Source organism: Bradyrhizobium sp. AT1 (assembly GCF_001590795.1).
GTDB lineage: Bacteria > Pseudomonadota > Alphaproteobacteria > Rhizobiales > Xanthobacteraceae > Bradyrhizobium.
In genome coordinates, this window is the sequence record NZ_JXDL01000001.1 from 1,171,616 (window position 1) to 1,192,267 (window position 20,652).

Here is a 20,652-nt window from a genome sequence, read left to right on the forward strand (position 1 = left end):
GCGCCGGATGAGGGGTATCGATCCGCGACCTTAACTGGCAATTGGACTCGGGGAGAGACACCCCTCACCCGTCTCGCCGCTTGCGCGGCGAGACTCCCTCTCCCGCAAGGGGAGAGGGCAAAGGAAACTACGCCGCGACCACACGCGGCGCTTCCGTCGCATTCGACGGCTGCACCGGCTTGCTCAGCATCGTCACCTCGCTGAAGCCGACGGCTCTCAGCTGCTCGCACATCAGCGTGCGTGCGTCCGGCGCCATCGACGCATCGGGCACCACGACCGCGCGAGCATGCGCCGTCAGCAGCTCGGCCGGAAGGTCGGAGGCGCTGCCGGCATCGATCAGGACGTGATCATAGGCGCGCAGCAGCGCGTCGATGGCGAGCGTCACCCGCGGCGATTGCAGCAGGCTGCGGTCGAAGCCGGGACGGCCCGCCATGACCAGATGCAGCCGCGACAGCTTGTCCCGGGTGATGACTTGCGCGAACGACGCCTCGCCCTGCATCAGCTCGGCAAGGCCGGGCGCCGAAGCATCGACCGACACCGCGGCGATCGTCGGCGAGGACGCGGCCAGATCGACCACGACGACGCGGGTCTCGCGCGCCAGATGCCGGGCGAGTGTCAGTGTCGACAGCGTGATGGCTTCGCCGGAAGCGGTGCCGAGCACCGTGACCTTCTTCGCCGCAGCGCCAGCGGCGCGCAATCTGTCGGCCAGCTGCTCGATCTCCGTGAATTCGGTGACGTCCGCATCATCAATCATCTCCGGCTGCAGCGGCGCGGGCTCCGCCAAAGCAGGATCGACACGAGGATCGATGCGGGAATCAATCCGAGGATGGACGATCGGCTCGACGACCGGCTGAACGGAAGCCTTTTGACGCACCGGCGCTTGTGCCGGGGACACCGCTGCCACCGCGCGCGGCGCGGTCTGGCGCAGCAGCTCGCCGGTGACGACGAGACCGGACGACAGCAGCAGCGTCGCGATGGTCGCGATCAGCACGATCGGCAGCTTCTTGGGATAGGCCGGCGTGTTCGAGACGATGGCGCGCGAAATGATGCGCCCATCCGTCGGTGCGGTGTCGATGGTTTCGCGGGTGTTGGCCTCGCGGTATTTGGCGAGATAAGTCTCGAGCAGATCGCGCTGCGCCTTGGCCTCGCGCTCCAGTGCGCGGAGCTGGACGTCCTGACCGTTGGTCGATGCCGCCTGCTTCTTGAGCTGCTCGAGGCTCGTGATCAAGCCGTCGACCCGCCCGCTGGCGATCCGCGCGTCGCTTTCCAGCGAGCGCGAGATCTTGGCCGCTTCGTCGCGAATCTGGTTGTCGAGGTCGCCGAGCTGGGCCTTCAGCTCCTTGATCCGCGGGTGATTTCCGAGCAGCGTGGATGATTGTTCGGCGAGCTGCGCGCGCAACGTCACCCGTTGCTCCGACAGCCGCCGCATCAATTCGGAGTTCACGACCTCGGATGCCTCGATCGGCTTGCCGCTCTGGAGCATCTCCTTGATCAGCCGCGCCTTGGATTCCGCATCCGCCTTCATCGAGCGCGCATTGTTGAGCTGGGTGTTGACCTCGCCCATCTGCTGGTTCGAGAGCGTGGTGTTGTTGGTGCCGACGAACAGGCTCGACTTGGAGCGAAAATCCTCGACCTTGGCCTCGGCCTCGGAAACCTTCTTGCGCAGGCTCTCGATCTCGCCCGCGAGCCACTGGCTTGCGTTCTTGGCCTGCTCCTGGCGCACGCCCTGCTGCAGCACGAGATAGCCGTCGGCGATCGAATTGGCGACGCGGGCCGCAAGGTCGGGATCGGCGGACTGGAATTCGACCACGATGACGCGCGACTTGTCGACGGCGTAAGCCTGCAGGCGATCGTAATAGGCATCGAGCACGCGCTCTTCCGGCGTCATCGAGAACGGATCGCGGCCGATGCCGATCATCGCCGCCAGCGACTTCAACGGCGAGATGCCCTGCAGCACCGGATCGAATTCGGGGCGCTCGGCGAGCCTGTTCTTCCTGATGATCTCGCGCGCGAGATCGCGCGACAGAACCAGCTGCACCTGACTGGTGACGGCCTCGGCGTCGAGCGCCTGGCGCTCCTCGGCGCGGTCGCTGCTGGGGCGCAGGAACACGTTCTCGCGACCGTCGATGAGAATGCGCGATTCGGACTTGTAGCGGGGCGTGACGAGATTGACGATGGCGACGGATGCGGCGAGCGCCAGCACGGTCGGAACGATGATCCAGCCGCGCCTGCGCGCCAATGCCGCGCCGAGCGCGTGCAGATCGATGTCACCGGATTCGACTTGCGGCTGCTTGGCGGGAACGGCTACGGGCCTCGTCTCACCTTTGGCCTCAACCTCGGCTTCAACCTTGGCTTCAGCCTTGGGCGCGGCTTCTGCTTTGGGCTTTGCAACGGCCCGCGCAATCACCGCCTTGTCCTTGCCGGCACGCCAGAACGCTAAACGCATCGTACACTCCCGCAGGGGCAACGCCACAAGCTACCTCAACCGTGGCGATTACACTCCATTAAGGTTGCCGCTGGGTTAATCGCGGCATGCGGCGATCGTCTCGTGCGCGCTCGTCACCGTTTGTTAACCACGAGGCCCCTTAATCCGTCTCGATATTTTCGTGGAATTGTTCGGCATCCGCCGTCGAGCGCTGGTTTTCATTCATGCCCCCCTCTCCCGACCGGCCGCTTCGCATCCTGCACGCCGTGCGCGCTCCGGTCGGCGGCATCTTCCGCCACATCCTCGACGTCGCCAACGGCCAGGTCGATCGCGGCCATCATGTCGGCATTCTCGCCGACAGCCTCACCGGCGGCGAGCGTGCCGACAAGGCACTTGCCGAGCTCGCACCGCGCCTGACACTCGGCGTGCACCGGCTGGCGATCCGCCGCGAGCCCTCGCCGGACGACGTGCTGGTCTGGTTTCGCATGCGGCGCCTGATCGCCAAGCTCAAGCCCGACGTCATGCACGGCCACGGCGCCAAGGCCGGCGCCTTCATCCGCATGCGACGGCGCTCCGACGACACCATCCGCATCTACACGCCGCACGGCGGCTCGCTGCACTATCCCCTCAACACGCTGAAGGGCGAATTCTATGCGCGGCTCGAGCGCTCGCTGATGGATTCGACCGACCTGTTCCTGTTCGAGAGCGCGTTTGCCCGCGACACCTATCAACGCATCGTCGGCACGCCCAAGGGCGTGGTGCATTGCGTCTTCAACGGCGTCACGCCCGAGGAATTCGAGCCTGTCGTGACCGCCGACGATGCCACCGACATCTGCTATGTCGGCGAGTTTAGGCACATCAAGGGCGCGGATCTCCTGGTCGATGCCGTGGCGCGCCTGCACGAGGGCGGCAAGAAGGTCACGTTGACGCTCGGCGGCGACGGCGAGGAAACGGCGTCGCTGAAGGCGCAGGTCGAAAGGCTCGGCCTGTCAGGCGCGATCCGCTTCATCGGCCACGTCAAGGCGCGCTACGGCTTCTCCAAGGGGCGGCTGCTCGTCGTTCCCTCGCGCGGCGATTCCATGCCCTATGTGGTGATCGAGGCCGGCGCGGCCGGCATTCCCATGATCGCGTCGCGCATCGGCGGCATTCCCGAGATCTTCGGATCCGACAGCCCGGCCCTGTTCGCGCCGAGCAATTCCGAGGCCATGGCCGAGGCGATCGCAGCCGCCCTCGACGATCCGCAAGTCACAGCGCAGCGCGCACTGACCTTGCGCGAACGCATCTCGGCGCATTTCTCGCAGGCCGCGATGGTCGACGGCGTGATCGCCGGCTATCGCGACGCATTTGCCAATCATTAACCATCCTTAAGCCCGCTTTAGAGAATCTTCCGATTTGTTCGATAATCGAAGGTCCAGGGGATGCTTGTCCGGGCGCGCAAGGCCGTGCCGCGGGCTTTGGAATGGACGTGGACGCCCGTGGAACCGCTCAACGCACGCTCGATGCTCGACGCCGCGACCAGCGCTGCGGCGAAGCCCGCTGACCAACCTTTCGTGGAGCGCCGCCGCCGGCTGTCGCCCGCTGCGCTCGACGTCGTCAACCAGAAGGTCGCTCGCGCCTATTCGCCGATCGTGATCGCCGGCTTCGTGCGCGTGGCCGACTTCGTGCTGCTGACCCTCGTCGGCATCGCGCTCTATGCCGGCTACGTCGTGCCGAACTCCGGCTTCAACTGGTTCTATCCGGCGGAAGTCGTCGCGGTGGCGATCGCCGCGGTGGTCTGCTTCCAGGCCGCCGACATCTATCAGGTGCAGCTGTTCCGCGGGCAGCTGCGGCAGATGACCCGGATGGTCTCGTCCTGGTCGTTCGTCTTCCTGCTGTTCATCGGCATCTCCTTCTTCGCCAAATACGGCAGCGAGATCTCGCGGCTGTGGCTGGCCGCCTTCTATGTCCTCGGGCTCGCCGCCCTGCTCGCCGAGCGCCTGGTGTTGCGCTCGCTGGTCCGCGGCTGGGCGCGCCAGGGCCGGCTCGACCGCCGCACCATCATCGTCGGCTCGGACAGCAATGGCGAGCAGCTGGTCGAGGCGCTGAAAGCGCAGGAGGATTCCGACATCCACGTGCTCGGCGTGTTCGACGACCGCAACGACAGCCGCGCGCTCGACACCTGCGCCGGCGCGCGCAAGCTCGGCAAGGTCGACGACATCGTCGAATTCGCCCGCCGCACCCGCGTCGATCTCGTGCTGTTCGCGCTGCCGATCTCGGCGGAGACGCGCATCCTGGAGATGCTGAAGAAGCTATGGGTGCTGCCGGTGGACATCCGTCTCTCCGCGCACACCAACAAGCTGCGCTTTCGGCCCCGCTCCTATTCCTATCTCGGCGAGGTGCCGACGCTCGACGTGTTCGAGGCGCCGATCACCGACTGGGATCTGGTGATGAAATGGCTGTTCGACCGCGTCGTCGGCAGCCTCGCCTTGCTCGCCGCGCTGCCGGTGATGGGACTGGTGGCGCTGGCCGTCAAGTTGACCAGCCCCGGCCCGGTGCTGTTCCGCCAGAAGCGTTTCGGCTTCAACAACGAGCGTATCGACGTCTACAAGTTCCGCTCGATGTACCATCATCAGGCCGATCCGACCGCGTCGAAGGTCGTGACCAAGAACGATCCGCGCGTCACACCCGTCGGCCGCTTCATCCGCAAGTCCAGCCTCGACGAGCTGCCGCAGCTGTTCAACGTGGTCTTCGCCGGCAACCTCTCCCTGGTCGGCCCGCGCCCGCATGCGGTGCAGGGCAAGCTGCAGAGCCGGCTGTTCGACGAGGCCGTCGACGGCTATTTCGCCCGCCACCGGGTCAAGCCTGGCATCACCGGCTGGGCCCAGATCAACGGCTGGCGCGGCGAGATCGACAACGAAGAGAAGATCCAGAAGCGCGTCGAGTTCGACCTCTATTACATCGAGAACTGGTCGGTGCTGTTCGACCTCTACATTCTCCTGAAGACGCCGATCTCGCTGCTGACCAAGAACGAGAACGCGTATTGAGTTTTGTCATGCCCCGCGAAGGCGGGGCATCCAGTAAGCCATGGCGCCAGTCGTTTCCTTACAACGCGCGTCACGGAGTACTGGATCGCCCGGTCGAGCCGGGCGATGACGGCGGTGTTTGTAACGACGAGTTGCGTAAGCGTATGAGCGTGTGATGGCGTATGCGGCGACAGCCGGGGAGATGAATGCAGCGGTCCGTGCCGCGCCCGGCGTGCTGGCGCTGCAGCGCGCGCTGGTGTGGCTGGTCGGCGCCTCCGGCGCGGTCGTCTTCATCGAGCCGAGCCCCTACGAGGTCATGACGCTGCTCGCGGCGGTCACGTTCTTCGCCACCGGCCTGCGGCTGCGGCTCGCGCTGATGCCGCTGGTGCTGATGCTGGTCCTGCTCAATATCGGCTACACCATCAGCGCGATCCCGCTGTTCGACAAGTCCGAGGTGGTGAGCTGGATCGCGACCTCATGGTACATGGCGGTGACGGTGGTGTTCTTCGCCATGGTCATGTCGGAGGATACGCAGGCCCGCCTCGACATGCTCCGCCGCGGCCTCGTGGTCGGCGCGATGGTCGCCTCGGTGCTGGCGGTCGCCGGCTATTTCCATCTCGTGCCCGGCGGCAACGACCTCCTCACGCTCTACGGCCGCGCGCGCGGCACGTTCAAGGACCCGAACGTGCTCGGCGCCTTCCTGATCCTGCCGGCGCTGTTCGCGCTGCAGAGCGTGGTTTCGGACAAGCTCGGCAAGGCGTTCCGCAACGTCTTCGCCTTCGCCATCATGTCGCTCGCGATCCTGCTCGCTTTCTCGCGCGCCGCCTGGGGCGGGCTGGTACTCACCTCCGCCTTCATGCTGGCGCTGATGGTGCTGACCAGCCGCACCAACGCGCAGCGCTCGCGCATCATCATCATGGCGATCGTCGCCGCCGTGCTGGGCCTCGCACTGATCGCGGTGCTGCTGTCGTTCGATGCCACCGCCGAGATGTTCAAGCAGCGCGCGAGCTTCGACCAGAGCTACGACGAAGGCCGCTTCGGCCGGTTCGGCCGCCACATCCTCGGCGCGGAAATGGCGCTCGACCTGCCGTTCGGCATCGGCCCCTTGCAATTCCACCGTTTCTTCCCCGAGGACACCCACAACTCCTACCTCAACGCCTTCATGTCCGGCGGCTGGCTGGCTGGCGTGTGCTATCCCGCGCTGGTCTTCACCACCGTCATCATGGGCTTCCGGCACGTCTTCGTCCGTGTGCCCTGGCAGCGCGCTTATCTGGCCGTGTTCGCCGCCTTCATCGGCACCGTCGGCGAAAGCTTCGTGATCGACACCGACCACTGGCGGCACTTCTGGATGATGCTGGGCGTGATGTGGGGCATGATCGCCGCCGCACAGATCTACAAGATCAGGACTGGCGAGGACGCGTCTTCAGCTTGAGAGCGGGACGCTTCTCCGGCGGCGTATCGAGGAGGCCCTTCAGGGCTTCCGTCGCCGCGAGGACGCCCTTGTAGCCCTCATTGGCGAAACGCAGCAGCAGCCGCAATTCCTCGTCGGAATAACCAACGAAGACCTTCTCCATCGCCTGCTGCATCGGCACGTAGAACTGGCCGATCTTCATCGCCGCCTCCGGCACCACCGCGATGAAGACCTTGCGGCGGTCCTTCTCGTCGCGCTCGCGGCGCACCAGTCCGGCCTTTTCGAGCCGGTCGACCACACCGGTGATGGCGCCCGTCGTCAGTCCCGTGACCTCGGCGAGCCTGCCTGCGGTGACGCGGCCTTCGAGATACAGGATGTCCATGCATTCGAGGTCGGAATTGGCAATTCCGGCAACATTGGCAACGGTTTGCCCGTAGAGCACGCCCTGCGCGGACGACCGGCGCATGGCTTCCTCGAGCTCCTGCAACAGCGCGGCGCGCGCCTTCGTCCTTGACAAGGTCGGCCTCATATCTTAGGCGATGTATATCTTAGTCACTAAGAGATTTAGCGACCGTAATTTCTCCTAGCACCACGGAAACGTCGGGAGCAAGCCATGTCCTACCGTCCCCGCAAGGCCCTGATCATCGGCGCCGGCATTGCCGGGCCCGTGGCCGCGATCCTGCTGCGCCGCGCCGGCATCGAGTCTGCGATCTACGAGGCCTGGCCCTATGCGAAGGGCATCGGCGGCGGCCTTCAGATCGCGCCGAACGGCATGCAGGTGATGGACGAGATCGGGCTGGCGAACGAGGTGATCAGCCGTGGCTCGGTCGCGGAGTCCTTCGACTTCTATTCGCAGGGCGGCCAGAAGCTCGGCTCGATCAACCGCGACATGGCGCGGCGGTTCGGCCAGCCCGCGGTGAACATTTCCCGCGCCACGCTGAACGAAATCCTGATCGACAAGGCCTGGTGCGCCTGCGTCTCGCTGTATTTCGAGAAACGCCTGATCAAGATCGAGGACCGCGGCGACCAGCCGATCATCGCGTACTTCTCCGACGGCAGCACCGCCGAAGGCGACTTCCTGATCGGTGCCGACGGCGTGCATTCCGTGACGCGCCGCCAAGTGGTGCTGGACGGTCCGCAGCCGTTCGACACCGGCCTGATCGGCTTCGGCGGCTTCGTGCCGCACGCCATCCTCGACGGCAGATCCATCGGCCGCAACGTCGAGACCACCTTCGGCCGGAGCGGCTTCTTCGGCTACGGTTATTGCAGCCCGGACCCGAACGACGGCGTGATGTGGTGGAGCACCCAGCCCGCGCACGGCATGGACGCGGCGATGTTTCGCGCGCTCGATCCGGCGACGCTGAAACAGCATCTGCGCGGCTTCCACCGCGGCTGGCACGATCCGATCCCCGCCATCATCGACGCCGCCGAGAACATCGTCGTCACCGACACGCTCGACGTCGCGACCTTGCCGGTCTGGTCGCGCAAGCGCTCGCTGCTGATCGGCGATGCCGCGCATGCGACCAGCCCCCATGCCGGCCAGGGCGCCTCGCTCGCGCTCGAAGATGCGATGCGGCTCGCGCGCCTGATGCAGGAAGGCCAGGAGCTCGGCGCCACCTTCCAGGCCTTCGAGACCGAGCGTCGTCCGCGCACGGAAAAGATCGTCGCCATCGCCCGCCGCAACGGCAACAACAAGCGCGAGTTCAACGCCGCCGGCGCGTGGGTCAGAAATCAGATGCTGAAATGGCTGCTGCCGCTCGGCGCCAAGGGCATGGATTTCATGTACGCGTATGATGCGCGGGCGGTGTAGCGGCAACCTCGGTGTCATCGCCCGCGAAGGCGGGCGATCCAGTATTCCAGAGACGGCAGTGATTGAACTGAGAGGCCGCAGCGTACTGGATGCCCCGCCTTCGCGGGGCATGACAGCGTCTGTGAAGCGGCCACCTACCCCTCCACCTCGAACCTCAGCCCGGCGTTCTCGACCAGCCGCTTGATCAATCTGTGCTGCATCGCTGCGCCCGGGGTCCAGAGACCGGGTGGAACGTCCGGCGTGTCGCGCAGCAGGCAAATCGCGCATTCGGAGATGATCTTCGCCGTCGAGGCATAACCGGGATCGAGATCGCCCTTCACCGAAGCGCGAACCTGACGGCCGTCGGGCGCGATCGCGACATAGAGCAGGTCGTAACGACCGTTGTCGCGCTCCTCTTTCGATGGTCCCTCGCCGGGCCTCAGCGCTTCGGGGCCGGTCTTCTCGCTGTTGGCGGCCATGACGAGCTTGGCATTGGCCTGCCCTTGCTCGCCTGCGCCCGTCAGCACCATCTCGTCATAGACGAAGTCGCGGCCATACGGGAATCCCATCAGCATGTTGGAGCGATGGACGTTGCGCGTGTTGAGCGTCGCCATCGCGAACGGCGCCGACCAGGATTGCAGGTCCTCCTCGAAAACAGGCTTATTGCCGCGCGGCTGCTTCAGCCCCTCGAATCCCGGAGTGAACGCAAAGGGATCCCTGAGGATCGAGACCAGGCTGAGATCCTGCGCCACCGCCGCGAAAGTGAGCCTTGCGCTCGCCGAGGTGCCGCCGGAGAACTTCCAGCTGAGATCGCGGACGCGCCCCTTGACGCGGGACACCGGGGCGCCGAACACGCGCCTTGCTTCCTCCTGCACGAAGAACGCGCCGAGCTCGAACGGAATGGAATCGAACCCGCACGAGAACAGGATGCGCGCGCCGCTCGCCTTGGCTGCCGCCTCGTGCCGGTCGATCATCTGCTTCAGCCAGAGCGGCTCGCCGCAGAGATCCATGTAATCGGTCCCCGATGCGACGCAGGCGGCAAGCAGGTCGGACCCGTAAAGCTGGTACGGACCGACGGTGGTGACGACCAGTCTCGCCTGATCGACCATCGCGCGCAGCGAGGCGGGATCGGATGCGTCTGCGACGATGAGCCGCGTATCCTTGGGCGCACCGATAGCATCGCGAACCGAGGCGAGCTTGTCCCTGTTGCGCCCCGCCATCGCCCAAATCGGCGCGCCGTCACCGACGTAGTTCGCCGCGAGATATTCGGCAACGAGTTGGCCGGTGTAGCCGGTCGCGCCGTAGACGACGATGTCGATCTTCGTGGACACCGACCTTACGCTTCCACGTTGAACGTCAGCCCCGCATTGTCCCGCAGCCGCTTGATGAGCTTGTGTTGCATCGCTGCGCCCGGCGTCCAGAAGCCGGCGGCGACGTCCGTGGTGTCGCGCAGCATGCACATCGCGCATTCGGAGATCATCTTCGACGTCGAGCCGTAGCCGGGATCGCGGTCCCCGGTGACGCCGGCGCGGACCATGCGGCCATCGGGCGCGATCGCGACATAGAGCAGGTCGAAGCGGCCGTTCTCCCGCTCTTCCTTCGACGGCCCCTCGCCCGGCTTCGGCGCGTTCGGGCCGGTCTTCTCGGAATTGGCGGCCATCACGCGCTTGGCGTTGGCCTCCCCCTTCTCTCCGGGACCGGTCAGAACCATCTCGTCGTAGACGAAGTCCTGGCCGTACGGAAAGCCCATCAGCATGTTGGAGCGATGGACGTTGCGCGTGTTGATCAGCGCCATCATGAACGGCGCTGCCCAGGATTGCAGGTCCTCCTCGAGAACCGGCCTGTTGCCCTTAGGCTGTTTCGGGCCGGTGAAGCCCGGCGTCAGCGCGAACGGATCGTTCAGGATCGCGATCAGGCTGATGTCCTTGGCGACGGCGTCGAAGGTCGCCTTCGCGCTCGCCGCGGTGCCGCCCGAGAGCGTGCCGCGCATGTCGCGCACGCGGCCCTTCACGCGCGCGGCGGGCGCGCCGAACACGCGCTTGGCCTCTTCCTGCACGAAGAAGGTCCCGAGCTCGAACGGCACGGAATCGAAGCCGCAGGAGAACACGATGCGCGCGCCGCTCTCTTTCGCGGCCACCTCGTACTTCTCGATCATCTGCCGCATCCAGATCGGCTCACCGCAGAGATCGAAATAATCCGTGCCGGTGGCGACGCAGGCAGCCAACAATTCCTCGCCGTAGAGCTGATACGGACCGACCGTCGTGATCACCGACATGGTCTGCTCCGCCATCGCCTTCAGCGAGGCTGCGTCCGACGCATCCGCAACGATCAGCGGCGTATTCCCGGGCGCGCCGATCGCATCGCGGACCGATTTGAGCTTGCCGAGGCTGCGGCCTGCCATCGCCCATTTGAGCGAATTGTCGGTCTTGTATTGCCTCGTCAGATACTCGGCGACGAGCTGGCCGGTAAAACCGGTCGCGCCATAGACGACGATATCGAATTTCGCAGAGCTCATGGTGGGCCTTTACTTCTTTGCGTAACTCACGCCCATGCCGGCACGGACGTCGCTTTGAATGCCATAGGGCGGAATGGGATAGCGCAGACCGTTCTTGGCCAGCGCCTTCATGCCCAGAACCGCCTTGGCGAGATGCGAAGGCTTCAAGGCCATCAGCATCTCCTCGTCCGGCACGCCGCCATAGCGCCGTTCGGCATAGCATGGCAAGGACAGGCTGGGCTCGCCGGTCTTGAGCGCCCGCCCCCAGGAATCCGCGCAGGCGGTCTCGCCGACCACGCCCCATTCGAACTTCTTGTAGCCGGTATATTGCAGCCCGTTGATCAGGATGATCATCTGCCCGGGCGTCGCATAGACGAGGCAGATGTCGGGCGGATCGAGCCGGCCGCTCGCGAGCGGGCTGACAGCGAGCGCCTGATAGTGTCCGAACGGAACCACGTCCAGCGCCTCCTGGCGCTTGCGCGCGTCCTCCGCCGTGCCGTGCCAGACCCCGACGTAATTTTCGCCGGCGAGCCATGTCTCGTCCTGCGGCGCAAGGCCGATCACCGCGCGGCATTGCGCGCCAACGAGATCGTCCGCGGTGATGCCGACGGTCCAGCCGAGACGCGCGGCCATCGAAACGATCTGATCAGTGGTGTGGATCGCATTTGGCCGCCGGATCTTCGGGATCGCCTCCATCTCGGCCGCTTGCGCGAACAGCTTCATGCCGATCACATTCGTCTTCAGCCGCAACAGGCTGTTGAGATCGGCGACGAGGCCGGCGAGATCGATGCTGTCTGCATTCTGCTGTTGCATGGCGTCCTCCAGCCCGGCGATCGCGCGCCGCGTGTTCTTGTTTTGCGTCCTCGTTCTAGTCCTTGGTGGGGCCTGGAAGCAACTCGCCGGTCCGGCCCATCAAACGGTAGGCGACGAGGCCGATCCACTCGCGCACCGCAACTTCGGTTCGGCCGAGACCGTCCGCCCCCATGTTGGTGAAGGAAAACAGATCGTCCCGTCCGCCCATTCGCCAGTCCACCGGATAGGCCTCGACGTCGAATCCGGCCTTGCGGAAGATTCCCATCGAGCGCGGCATGTGGAAGGCCGACGTCACCAGCAGCCAGCGCTCGCCCGGCTTCGGCGTCACCAGCTCCTTGGTGAAGATTGCATTCTCCCAGGTGTTGCGGGAATTGCGTTCGAGGATCAGGCGGTCCTTCGGTATGCCGAGATTTTCCAGGATCGGCGCGGAGTAGTCGGCTTCCCTGGCGTCGTTGGAGACGATGTTGGCGCTGCCCCCGGTGAACACGATGCGCGCATTCGGATAGCGGCGCGCGAGCTCGGCCGGCGCGAACAGGCGATCGGCGGCGTGCGCGACGACGGGCGTGCGATGCGCCGCCGACAGATCAGTGTCGACCGAACCGCCGAGCACGATGATGCCGTCGGGCGCGCCGCGCGCGGCGTCCCACGCCGGAAAGCGCGATTCCAAGGGATAGATCAGGAGATTGCCGAGCGGCGAGAACGCCGCCAGCGCCAGCAGCACCAGCGTGGTCGCGGCCAGCTTGCGGCCGAGCGCGGCAAAGCGCGTCGCCATCAGCACCAGCGACAGGATGCCGAGCTCGACCAGAAGGTTGATCGGCAGCAGCGCGGTGCCGATGGTCTTGGACAGAAAGAAGAACAGGGGAGCCTCGCTGGAATGATCTTGCCAGTCCGCGCGGGGCTTGACCTGCCCGGCGATCCTCGAAATCTTCTTGAAAGAGGATCGATCGCCGGGTCAAGCCCGGCCTGATGAAAGCGACCGGACGCGTCACATGGCCCATCACCACCTGCATTCCAGCCCCAAAACCTGCCATTGGGGCTTCTTCGAAGCCGCGCTCAAGCCCGTCCTCACCATTGCCAGCGGCGATGAGGTGACGGTCGACACCATCAGCGGCGGCCCGGACATGCTGCCCGACCGCGACAAGTTTCACATTCCGCCCGAGATGCACGAGGTTCATGCCAAGAACGAGCGCATGCTGCCCGGCCACATCCTCACCGGCCCGATCGCCGTCGAAGGCGCCGAGCCCGGCGACGTGCTCGCGGTCGAGATCCTCGACGTTCAGCTCCGGCAGGATTGGGGCTGGAACATGATCAAGCCGCTGTCCGGCACCCTGCCCGAAGATTTCCACGAGACGCGCATCCTCAACATCCCGCTCGACCGGACCCGGATGGTCGGCCGGATGCCGTGGGGCCTCGACCTGCCGCTCAAGCCGTTCTTCGGCGTGATGGGCGTATCGCCGCCCCCGAGCTGGGGCCGCATCTCCTCGCTGATTCCGCGCGCGATGGGCGGCAATCTCGACAACAAGGAGCTGGGCGCCGGCGCGACACTGTATTTGCCGGTCTTCGTGCCGGGCGCGATGTTCTCCTGCGGCGACGGCCATGGCGTGCAAGGCGATGGCGAGGTCTGCGTCACCGCGATCGAGACCGCGCTGCAGGGCCGCTTCCGCCTGACGCTGCGCAAGGACCTCAAGTTCGACTATCCCCGCGCCGAGACGGCGACCCACTACATGACCATGGCGATGGACCCCGATCTCGACCAATGCGTGGTGCGCGCGTTGCGCGACATGATCGCGTTGCTCGGCGAGACGCGAAACCTGTCGCGCGAGGATGCCTACACGCTGTGCAGCCTCGCCGCTGATCTCAGGGTGACCCAGACCGTCAACGGCTCCAAGGGCATCCATTGCATGATCGAAAAGGCCATCGTGCACGGCTGAACTCGGCCGCCCCTTCCCGACCTGCTGACGCCCCGATGCCGCCCGGTCTGCCGCGCGGCGGGCTCCGTCGTGTCCAATTTTCCGTGCGATTCCAACACGCTGAGCGTCAAGCTCAGGCTCCATTTGACTTCCACCCCTGAACCTAAATAGAGTCTTAATCGTTACTTTTATGTACCTGAGTATGAGGCTAGCGTTCGGACCATGGCCACCGAAAAAGCCGAGACTGACCGCATTCCCGTAACCTTGGCGCTCTCGACCATCACCTACCTGGAGAAGTTGGTGAGACAGGGCACCCACGGCACCAGCGTTCCCGGCGTTGCACGCACCCTGATCGAGGAAGGCATCCGTCTCGCCATCAAGGACGGGCTTTTGTCGATCCGCGACAATGGCAGGACGTGAACGCACGCGGTGCGTGATGCGGACGGATCTCGATGCGGATGGCCGACATCTGCAACCTGGGACCGTTACACATGCCTGTTCTCTCACCCACCTGGACCGACGAGCGAATTGAACTTCTGAAGCAGCACTTCGAGGCCGGCCTCTCCTGCCGCGAGATCGCCGCCGACATCGGCGTCAGCCGCAACGCCGTGATCGGCAAGCTGTCTCGTCTCAATCTGACGCGCGGCAGGACGAACGACGATCGCAAGGTTCAGGACCGGAGCCTGGCGCGCGCGGCGCGGGCCGTGCCGCGGCTGCAATACGAGATGCTCGCCACGATCTACGGCGATGCCGACGTCCCCGCGGTGACGGGTCCGATCGACGACGCCAATCGCTGCTCGCTGCTGGAGCTTGCCGAGAACCGCTGCCGCTGGCCGATCTCGACGCCGGGCGCCGAGGATTTCTGCTTCTGCGGCAACTCCGCGCCCGACGGCCAGTCCTATTGCGCCGGCCACAGCCGCCTCGCCTACCGGCCGAACGCGCGCGCCCGCGTGATGCGCGGCTAGATCGTTGCGCGACGAGCCGGGCAGCATTCCAAAACGAAAAACCTCCGGCGGGGCATCGCCGGAGGTTTCTGGAGGCTTAGCGTGAAGCTAAGAGCCGCAACTTTCGTATTTGGCTTGGAGCTATATAGCTTAGTAACTCATGTAAGTAAATTAATTTGAGGCGATTGAATCGCATGGCTCGTCTTCGTCCACTGCACGGGCCATCGGGATGTCCGAACGCCCTCGCAAAAAAAGCCCCGGCGGTATCCCGCCGGGGCTGTGTCGCATCGAAGAACCCGAGAGCTTACCAGTTGCGCTGGGCGCGCAGCAGCAGGCTGTAGGTGTCCTGGTCCTTCAGCTCGTAGGTCGCCGCCGGCTTGGCGACGCCCGTCAGCGCTCCGGTCGTCATCGTACCGGAATACTTCTGATCGAGGTGGCTGTAGGTGAAGTCAGCCGAGAAGGTCAGGTTCTTCACGGGGGTCCAGCGGGTGATGACGCCGACCTGGCCGATGTTGAAGTCCGGGTTGCAGGTGCCGGTCAGGGTGGCGAACGCCGCGCTGCCGCAGATCAAGCCCTTCGCGGTGCCGTTGTAGTTGACCGCAGCCCAGGCGCCGTAGAGCGCCGTGTTCCAGTACGGGCTCCAGTTGTGGGTGTAGGCACCCCGGAAGCCGTAGGTCTTGGTCAGCTCGAGGCTGCCGCCCGGCGCGAACACCGCGTCAGACACGCCGGCGAAGCCGATGCTCTGATAGGCGGCGTTCGAGCTGCCGAACATCGAGTAGCTGGTCGCGGCCAGCTCCTGGAAGTTGTAGCGGCTCGCGCCCTCGGTGTAGACGCCCGAGATGTTGATCACGTCGCCTGCGCCGGTCGGAATGTTCTTGATGCCGAGCGCGAGCTGAACGGCCCAGCCCCACTTGTCTTCGGGATGACCGGTGGTTTCGGTCGCACCGTAATAGGCGACATGGTTGTCGTGAGCTGCGACCGACGCCTGGAACACGCCCCAGGCCTGGTCGACACGAACCATGGCAACGAGATCGGGCGCGCGAGTCCCGCCGAGGTCGTTCGAGCCATAGGCACCGCCGAGAACGCCGGTGGTGGACATGCCGGCCGTGTTCCAGACGTTGGTCTGGAACACCTGCGTCTGGTCCTGCGCCGAGAATGCAGCCGTGATGCCCTGGCCGAAATCGGCGGTGTAGGTGAACTGCGTCACGCCGTTGGTGGTGCCGCTGCCGCCGACGAGTTGGTCGAAATTGTTGCCGGGATAGTTGATCCAGGGCGCGTCGAACTGCGACACGGCCTTACCCATGGTGAAGCCGGCGAACTGGATGAAGGCGTAGTAGACGCCGAGCGCACCGCCGGAGAGGTTGCCGTCGGTGCCGTTGATGTTGGTCGAGCCGGTGAGGCCGGTGCCGGCCGCGTTGATGCCGACCGTGCCGCTGTACTGGGTCGCACCGGTGCCCGAACCGGTTCCGCCGTAGTTGCCCGTGGTCCAGGTGAAGACCGCATCGAAATAGGTGCGGACCACGCCGTACTCGGTCGCGGTGCGCGTGTCGATGTTGAGGTCTTCACGAGCGCGCATCGAGTAGTAGTTGGTCAGGCGGTTGTTGGCCGCGAACACGCCGTTGTACTGGGCGCTGTAATTGCCGCCGGCGTTGAGCGCCACTTCGGCACGCACATAGCCGCCGAGCTTGATGCAGGTGTCGCTGCCCGGGATGTAGTAGAAGCCCGCGCCGTACAGCGAACAGATCTTGACGTACTCGACCGCCTTGGCCTTGACCGGAAGATCGGCCGCCTGGGCTCCACCGACGGCGATCAGACCCGCCGCAGTGCCGAGCAAAAGGCTCTTCACCACTTTCATCTTAAAACCTCCAAGTTGCTCATTTTACGGAGATCGGACCGTGAGGCCCCCCAAGATCCCCGTCTCTATCAATCCGCTCGGCCGCTTTCGGACACCCCCGCTTGTCGACGCGAGGAACGTGAGCGAACCACCTGCAACGGGACGATCGAGTACCCCCCACCGTCGGGGAACAATATGCAGTGCGCCGTTCGCTAATCAAAATAGTTTATTAGATCAGCTTTATGGTTTCACCCGACGTGTGCTCCGCGCGCCACACCGTAGGTCCACGGGACAATCGCTGAGCAAATCATCTTTGTAATTTTAATGACGAAATTACCCTGCTCTGCACTTGCGTCAGAGCAGGCTTGCGTGGACTATGGCCCTCCACGAACACCGGCCTGAACTATCGTTCACGGGAGTGACGCTGTGTCCGCGACGAGGAAAGAAGGAGCGCGAATGCGCTCGATCGGCAACCTGGATATCATCAGGCGCTTCACCTGGGAGATATCGTCGATCAACATGCATCTGGAGGAATTGCGTCAGTTCTGGGCGAAGACGCTCGGCATCAGCGGCCCGCAATGGCTGATTCTGATGGCGATCTCGGACCTCGACAAGGACGACGGCGTCCCGGTCAACGTCGTCTCCAAGCTGCTTCACGTGGATCCGTCCTTCATCACCACGCAGTCCAAGCTGCTCGAGAAGAAGGGCCTGTTGCGCCGCCGCCCCTCGCCGACCGACGCCCGTGTGGTGCGGTTGTCGCTGGCCGAGAAGACGCAGAAGCACATCGCCAGCCTCAACGAGCAGTACAAGACGATCCGCGAATTCGTGTTCCAGGAGTTCGACGAGAACGAGTTGGCCGAATTCACCGCCAAGCTCGCGACGCTGAAGAATCGCCTCGAGAAGGCCTGCGTCCGGATCTCGCTCGACTTCTAGGGCTTGGTCGCCGCGCTCAGATCCGCCGGGCGGCGGCGCCGAGCCGCGATTCGAGCCAGTCGAAGATGTATTCGTTGGCAAGGCTCGGATTGTCCGCATGGGACTGTGCCGCGCCGGTCTCGGCCGCAGTGAACACCTTCAACATGACATTCGAGCTGCCGAGCCGGGAGCTCTGGACGATCTGACGCGCCCGGTCGGCCTTGAGCCAACCGTCCTCGCCGAGCGTGATCAGCACCGGACAGTCGGCGCTGGAGGCCATCAGCGGCGCATGCGGCACCGGCACGATACTGAGGTCGCTCATCGCGAACCGGCTGGCAAAGAAGGCACGCTCGTGCAGGTCCCACAGGCCGCCGTCGCAAACGGCGGCGGCGAGCCGCGGCTCCTGCATCACCGCACGCGCCACGAACGAAGAGCCCCAACCGTCGGCGATGATTCCGACTCGCGCGAAATCGACGTCGCCGCGCGTTTCCAGATAGTCCATCACGCAGGGAATCGCGCTCTCGAGATCGCTCCGCCGCACCAGCGCATCCATGAAGTCGTCGCGCTGGTCGCCGAACAGGTCGAGCGCCAGCATCGAGAACCCGCGCTCGCGCGCATGCGGCACGAGCTTGAACAGGAACTCCTCCTTGCGGTGGCCGGGCTCACCGATGCAGATCACGGTCGGCGCCTGGCCACTTCCCGACGGCGCGGGGAGGAAGTAGCCCTGCAACGCGTGCCCGTCGAGCCAGGGGATCGTCACGACCTCGCCTGCCGGGCTGCGCGCCGAAAGATAGCGGCGGGCGCAATCCTGCATCGCGAGCACCGCAACCCAGCGGCGCTCGTCGTCCGGCTCGAGCGGCATCGCCGCCGCACCATAGTAGTTCATCGCGCGCAGCCAGTTGCGCTGTGCGCTCGCCATGTGACCTTCCGCGAACGCGGCCTCGGCGCGCTGCCGGTTGGCCTGCGCCAGCCGCTTCCACTCGCGATGCCAGGAGCGGTCGTCGCCCCGCTTCAGCTGCCGCGCGATCATCAGGCATTCGGCGATCGTGGCGCCGCCCTCCTGAGCCGCGGTGAGCAGCCGCGTGAATTCAGCGGAGATGTCCTCTCGCTCCGGGCAAAGGATCCAGTCGTCGGAGAGGCATGCGGGTATCATCGGGTGCTACGCTCTATCTCGCGTTACCCCTGACTGACTAAACCATTTCAGTCCCCCGACCAAGACGCCGCGCGCGGCGTTACAGGCGTTCGAGATCAACATCGCTTGAACGACGATCCGAGACGCATGCATGGCATTCCAATCCGGCATGGGGAGCCGAGGGATTGGCAAGAGGTGGCACGGAAAATCACACGCTCACCTCTTGAAATGATGACCATCATACCTACATCCGCGCGGGTTCGACGCCGGTCTCGGCCGGGCGGTCTCAACCGAGTCGCCAGCCGACCTCCTGCGTAAAACTTTCGTAGAAGGCGCGGTCATAGGCCTGCTCGGGCGTCGCGCGCACGCGAGCGTCGAGCCGCTTGGCGTCCTCGCCGACCAGAACGCGCCAGCGCTCCGCCTTGACCCCGTCGAGGATGATCTTCGCGGCCTCTGCCGCCGTGGTCGGCGCATCCTCGAGGAAGCTGCGGGCGCGCTCGGCGAATGCCGCCTGGATGTCCTCGTCCGACATCTTGTCAGCACCCGGCACGCCGGCCGCGACCATGCGTTTGCGCGTCAGCGCGACCTCGTCGGGGCTCAGCCGCTCCGATCCATCGGCGCTCTGCACCTTGCGCGAATTCGAGACGATCGAGGTGCCGATGTGACCGGGCATCACCACCGAGCATTTGACGTGCGGCGCGTGCAGGCGGAGGTCGTTGATCAGCGCTTCGGTGAATCCCTTCACCGCGAACTTGGCCGAGCTGTAGGCGGTGTGAGCCTGGCCCATGCCGATCGACGCCCAGAAGCCGTTGACGCTCGCGGTGTTGACGATGTGCGCCTCGTCGGCGGCGACCAGCATCGGCAGGAAGGTGCGCACGCCGAGATAGACGCCGCCCCAGCAGATGTTGAAGGTGCGCTCCCACTGCTCGCGTGTGTTGGTGAACAAGCTGCCGCCGCCGCCGATGCCTGCATTGTTGAACAGCAGATGGATCTTGTCCGTCTTCTGCTGCTCGGCGAGCTCGTCGCGAAAACGCTTCAGATGATCCTCGATCGCGACGTCGGCGACGTGCGTCGTGACGCGCAAGCCCTGCGGCAGCTTCTCGGCCTCGCACAGCCGCTTGGTCTCGGCCATCGCGGCCTCCGAGACGTCGCACATCGCGACATTGCAGCCCTCGGCCACGAGCTGCCGTGCGAGCTCGCGCCCCATTCCCGTGCCGCCGCCGGTGATGACCGCGATCTTTCCAGCAAAATCCTTCATGGGACTTCGGTCCCTCCCCTTGTCGGTATGTTTCTTCGTCGCATCGCCGCTTGGGACGCGCGCGCGAAATGTAGCAGCGCTGCATCGGCAGGTAAAAGCAGGACGCCGCGGTGTCAGACATCGCTTATTTCGGCGGATGGACTATTCCGATGCTTCGTCGCGCCGCTGCCCCTCCGAGCCACACCCCGCAATCGGACATAGCCCTCCGGTTCCCGTATTTGTCCGGCTTCGGTTTATGGGTAAATTTTTTACAATCCGAATCGTCAAATGGACTCCGGACGCTGGGTCGAGTCGGCCAGGCCAGCGTGTGGTTTGCGTGTCACAGGCTCTGGCACTCCGCTTGCATCCTTGTCGTGGTCTGAAACTACCGATGAGGTGACAGGAATGTTCGTGACCGTCGTTGCCGTGCTCTGCCGGCTTAGCGCAGCAAGCTCAGGCAGTTGCGTCGAGGAAATCGTGACCGACAGCAACATGACGCCCGAGATTTCGATGATGCAATGTGCGGTCGGCGCACAGGCACCGCTTGCGAAATGGATGGGCGAGCATCCGATCTATCACGCCAATTGGCGCCTGGATCGGTACAAATGCGTGCCCGGCCATTACGAGATCAAGGGCCACGCCTAAGGCCCCGCAAAACTACTGATCCGACACTACGGATCGAGGAAACGCCCCGGAGGCCGCCTCCGACGGGCCGTGTAGCGCCAGTCCGATGATGACGGCGCGTTCTG

At 64.9% G+C, this 20,652-nt stretch carries 18 protein-coding genes; 9 read left to right on the forward strand and 9 right to left on the reverse strand.

Features of this window, described 5'->3' with window-relative positions; genetic code table 11:
- Positions 1–127: 127 nt before the first annotated feature.
- A complete protein-coding gene (locus SE92_RS05505; protein WP_063194824.1) occupies positions 128–2,446 on the reverse strand; it encodes a GumC family protein in 2,319 nt (772 codons plus the stop codon).
- 203 nt (positions 2,447–2,649) lie between these two features.
- On the opposite strand from SE92_RS05505, the gene SE92_RS05510 reads away from it, so the two are divergent.
- The 3 genes from SE92_RS05510 to SE92_RS05520 all read left to right on the forward strand — a co-directional run bounded on the left by SE92_RS05510 (position 2,650) and on the right by SE92_RS05520 (position 6,859).
- On the forward strand, positions 2,650–3,783 hold the full coding sequence (locus SE92_RS05510) for a glycosyltransferase family 4 protein (protein ID WP_063194825.1): 1,134 nt from the start codon (positions 2,650–2,652) through the stop codon (positions 3,781–3,783).
- 117 nt (positions 3,784–3,900) lie between these two features.
- Positions 3,901–5,448 (forward strand): undecaprenyl-phosphate glucose phosphotransferase, encoded by a 1,548-nt coding sequence (locus tag SE92_RS05515; RefSeq protein ID WP_063203359.1) that lies wholly within the window; start codon positions 3,901–3,903, stop codon positions 5,446–5,448.
- 154 nt (positions 5,449–5,602) lie between these two features.
- Complete coding sequence (locus SE92_RS05520) at positions 5,603–6,859, forward strand: O-antigen ligase family protein (protein ID WP_063194826.1); 1,257 nt, start codon at positions 5,603–5,605, stop codon at positions 6,857–6,859.
- On the opposite strand, the gene SE92_RS05525 is transcribed toward SE92_RS05520, so the two are convergent.
- On the reverse strand, positions 6,828–7,304 hold the full coding sequence (locus tag SE92_RS05525; protein WP_063203360.1) for a MarR family transcriptional regulator: 477 nt from the start codon (positions 7,302–7,304) through the stop codon (positions 6,828–6,830). The genes SE92_RS05520 and SE92_RS05525 overlap by 32 nt on opposite strands.
- A 147-nt stretch (positions 7,305–7,451) precedes the next feature.
- On the opposite strand from SE92_RS05525, the gene SE92_RS05530 reads away from it, so the two are divergent.
- Positions 7,452–8,648: an FAD-dependent monooxygenase gene (locus tag SE92_RS05530; protein WP_063194827.1), complete on the forward strand. Its 1,197-nt coding sequence runs from the start codon at positions 7,452–7,454 to the stop codon at positions 8,646–8,648.
- A 134-nt stretch (positions 8,649–8,782) separates the two neighbouring features.
- On the opposite strand, the gene SE92_RS05535 is transcribed toward SE92_RS05530, so the two are convergent.
- The 4 genes from SE92_RS05535 to SE92_RS05550 are packed head-to-tail and all read right to left on the reverse strand — an operon-like array spanning position 8,783 to position 12,757.
- Positions 8,783–9,958 carry a saccharopine dehydrogenase family protein gene (locus SE92_RS05535; RefSeq protein ID WP_063194828.1) on the reverse strand — a complete coding sequence of 392 codons (1,176 nt, stop codon included), beginning with the start codon at positions 9,956–9,958 and terminating at the stop codon, positions 8,783–8,785.
- A 5-nt stretch (positions 9,959–9,963) separates the two neighbouring features.
- Positions 9,964–11,142, reverse strand: coding sequence for a saccharopine dehydrogenase family protein (locus SE92_RS05540; protein WP_063194829.1), 1,179 nt, complete (start codon positions 11,140–11,142; stop codon positions 9,964–9,966).
- Between the two features lie 9 nt (positions 11,143–11,151).
- Positions 11,152–11,934, reverse strand: coding sequence for a DUF169 domain-containing protein (locus SE92_RS05545; RefSeq protein WP_063194830.1), 783 nt, complete (start codon positions 11,932–11,934; stop codon positions 11,152–11,154).
- A gap of 55 nt (positions 11,935–11,989) precedes the next feature.
- Complete coding sequence (locus SE92_RS05550) at positions 11,990–12,757, reverse strand: YdcF family protein (protein WP_063194831.1); 768 nt, start codon at positions 12,755–12,757, stop codon at positions 11,990–11,992.
- A gap of 166 nt (positions 12,758–12,923) precedes the next feature.
- Here SE92_RS05550 and SE92_RS05555 point away from each other — a divergent pair, with 166 nt between their 5' ends.
- The 3 genes from SE92_RS05555 (at position 12,924) to SE92_RS05565 (ending at position 14,809) form a co-directional block, all read left to right on the forward strand.
- Positions 12,924–13,865, forward strand: a complete 942-nt coding sequence (locus SE92_RS05555) for an acetamidase/formamidase family protein (RefSeq protein ID WP_063194832.1) — start codon at positions 12,924–12,926, stop codon at positions 13,863–13,865.
- A 201-nt stretch (positions 13,866–14,066) separates the two neighbouring features.
- Entirely contained in the window at positions 14,067–14,264 is a 198-nt protein-coding gene (locus tag SE92_RS05560) for a hypothetical protein (protein ID WP_007603456.1), read from the forward strand.
- A 71-nt stretch (positions 14,265–14,335) separates the two neighbouring features.
- A complete protein-coding gene (locus SE92_RS05565; protein ID WP_063194833.1) occupies positions 14,336–14,809 on the forward strand; it encodes a GcrA family cell cycle regulator in 474 nt (157 codons plus the stop codon).
- Between the two features lie 283 nt (positions 14,810–15,092).
- Here SE92_RS05565 and SE92_RS05570 read toward each other — a convergent pair whose 3' ends face one another.
- Complete coding sequence (locus SE92_RS05570; protein ID WP_063194834.1) at positions 15,093–16,643, reverse strand: porin; 1,551 nt, start codon at positions 16,641–16,643, stop codon at positions 15,093–15,095.
- A gap of 405 nt (positions 16,644–17,048) precedes the next feature.
- On the opposite strand from SE92_RS05570, the gene SE92_RS05575 reads away from it, so the two are divergent.
- On the forward strand, positions 17,049–17,555 hold the full coding sequence (locus SE92_RS05575) for a MarR family winged helix-turn-helix transcriptional regulator (RefSeq protein ID WP_063194835.1): 507 nt from the start codon (positions 17,049–17,051) through the stop codon (positions 17,553–17,555).
- 16 nt (positions 17,556–17,571) lie between these two features.
- Here the strand turns inward: SE92_RS05575 and SE92_RS05580 are convergent, their stop codons facing one another.
- On the reverse strand, positions 17,572–18,687 hold the full coding sequence (locus SE92_RS05580; RefSeq protein ID WP_063194836.1) for an alpha/beta hydrolase family protein: 1,116 nt from the start codon (positions 18,685–18,687) through the stop codon (positions 17,572–17,574).
- Positions 18,688–18,952: 265 nt separating this feature from the next.
- Positions 18,953–19,924: an SDR family NAD(P)-dependent oxidoreductase gene (locus SE92_RS05585; protein ID WP_063194837.1), complete on the reverse strand. Its 972-nt coding sequence runs from the start codon at positions 19,922–19,924 to the stop codon at positions 18,953–18,955.
- A gap of 384 nt (positions 19,925–20,308) precedes the next feature.
- On the opposite strand from SE92_RS05585, the gene SE92_RS05590 reads away from it, so the two are divergent.
- Positions 20,309–20,548 (forward strand): hypothetical protein, encoded by a 240-nt coding sequence (locus tag SE92_RS05590; RefSeq protein ID WP_063194838.1) that lies wholly within the window; start codon positions 20,309–20,311, stop codon positions 20,546–20,548.
- Positions 20,549–20,652 lie beyond the last annotated feature (104 nt).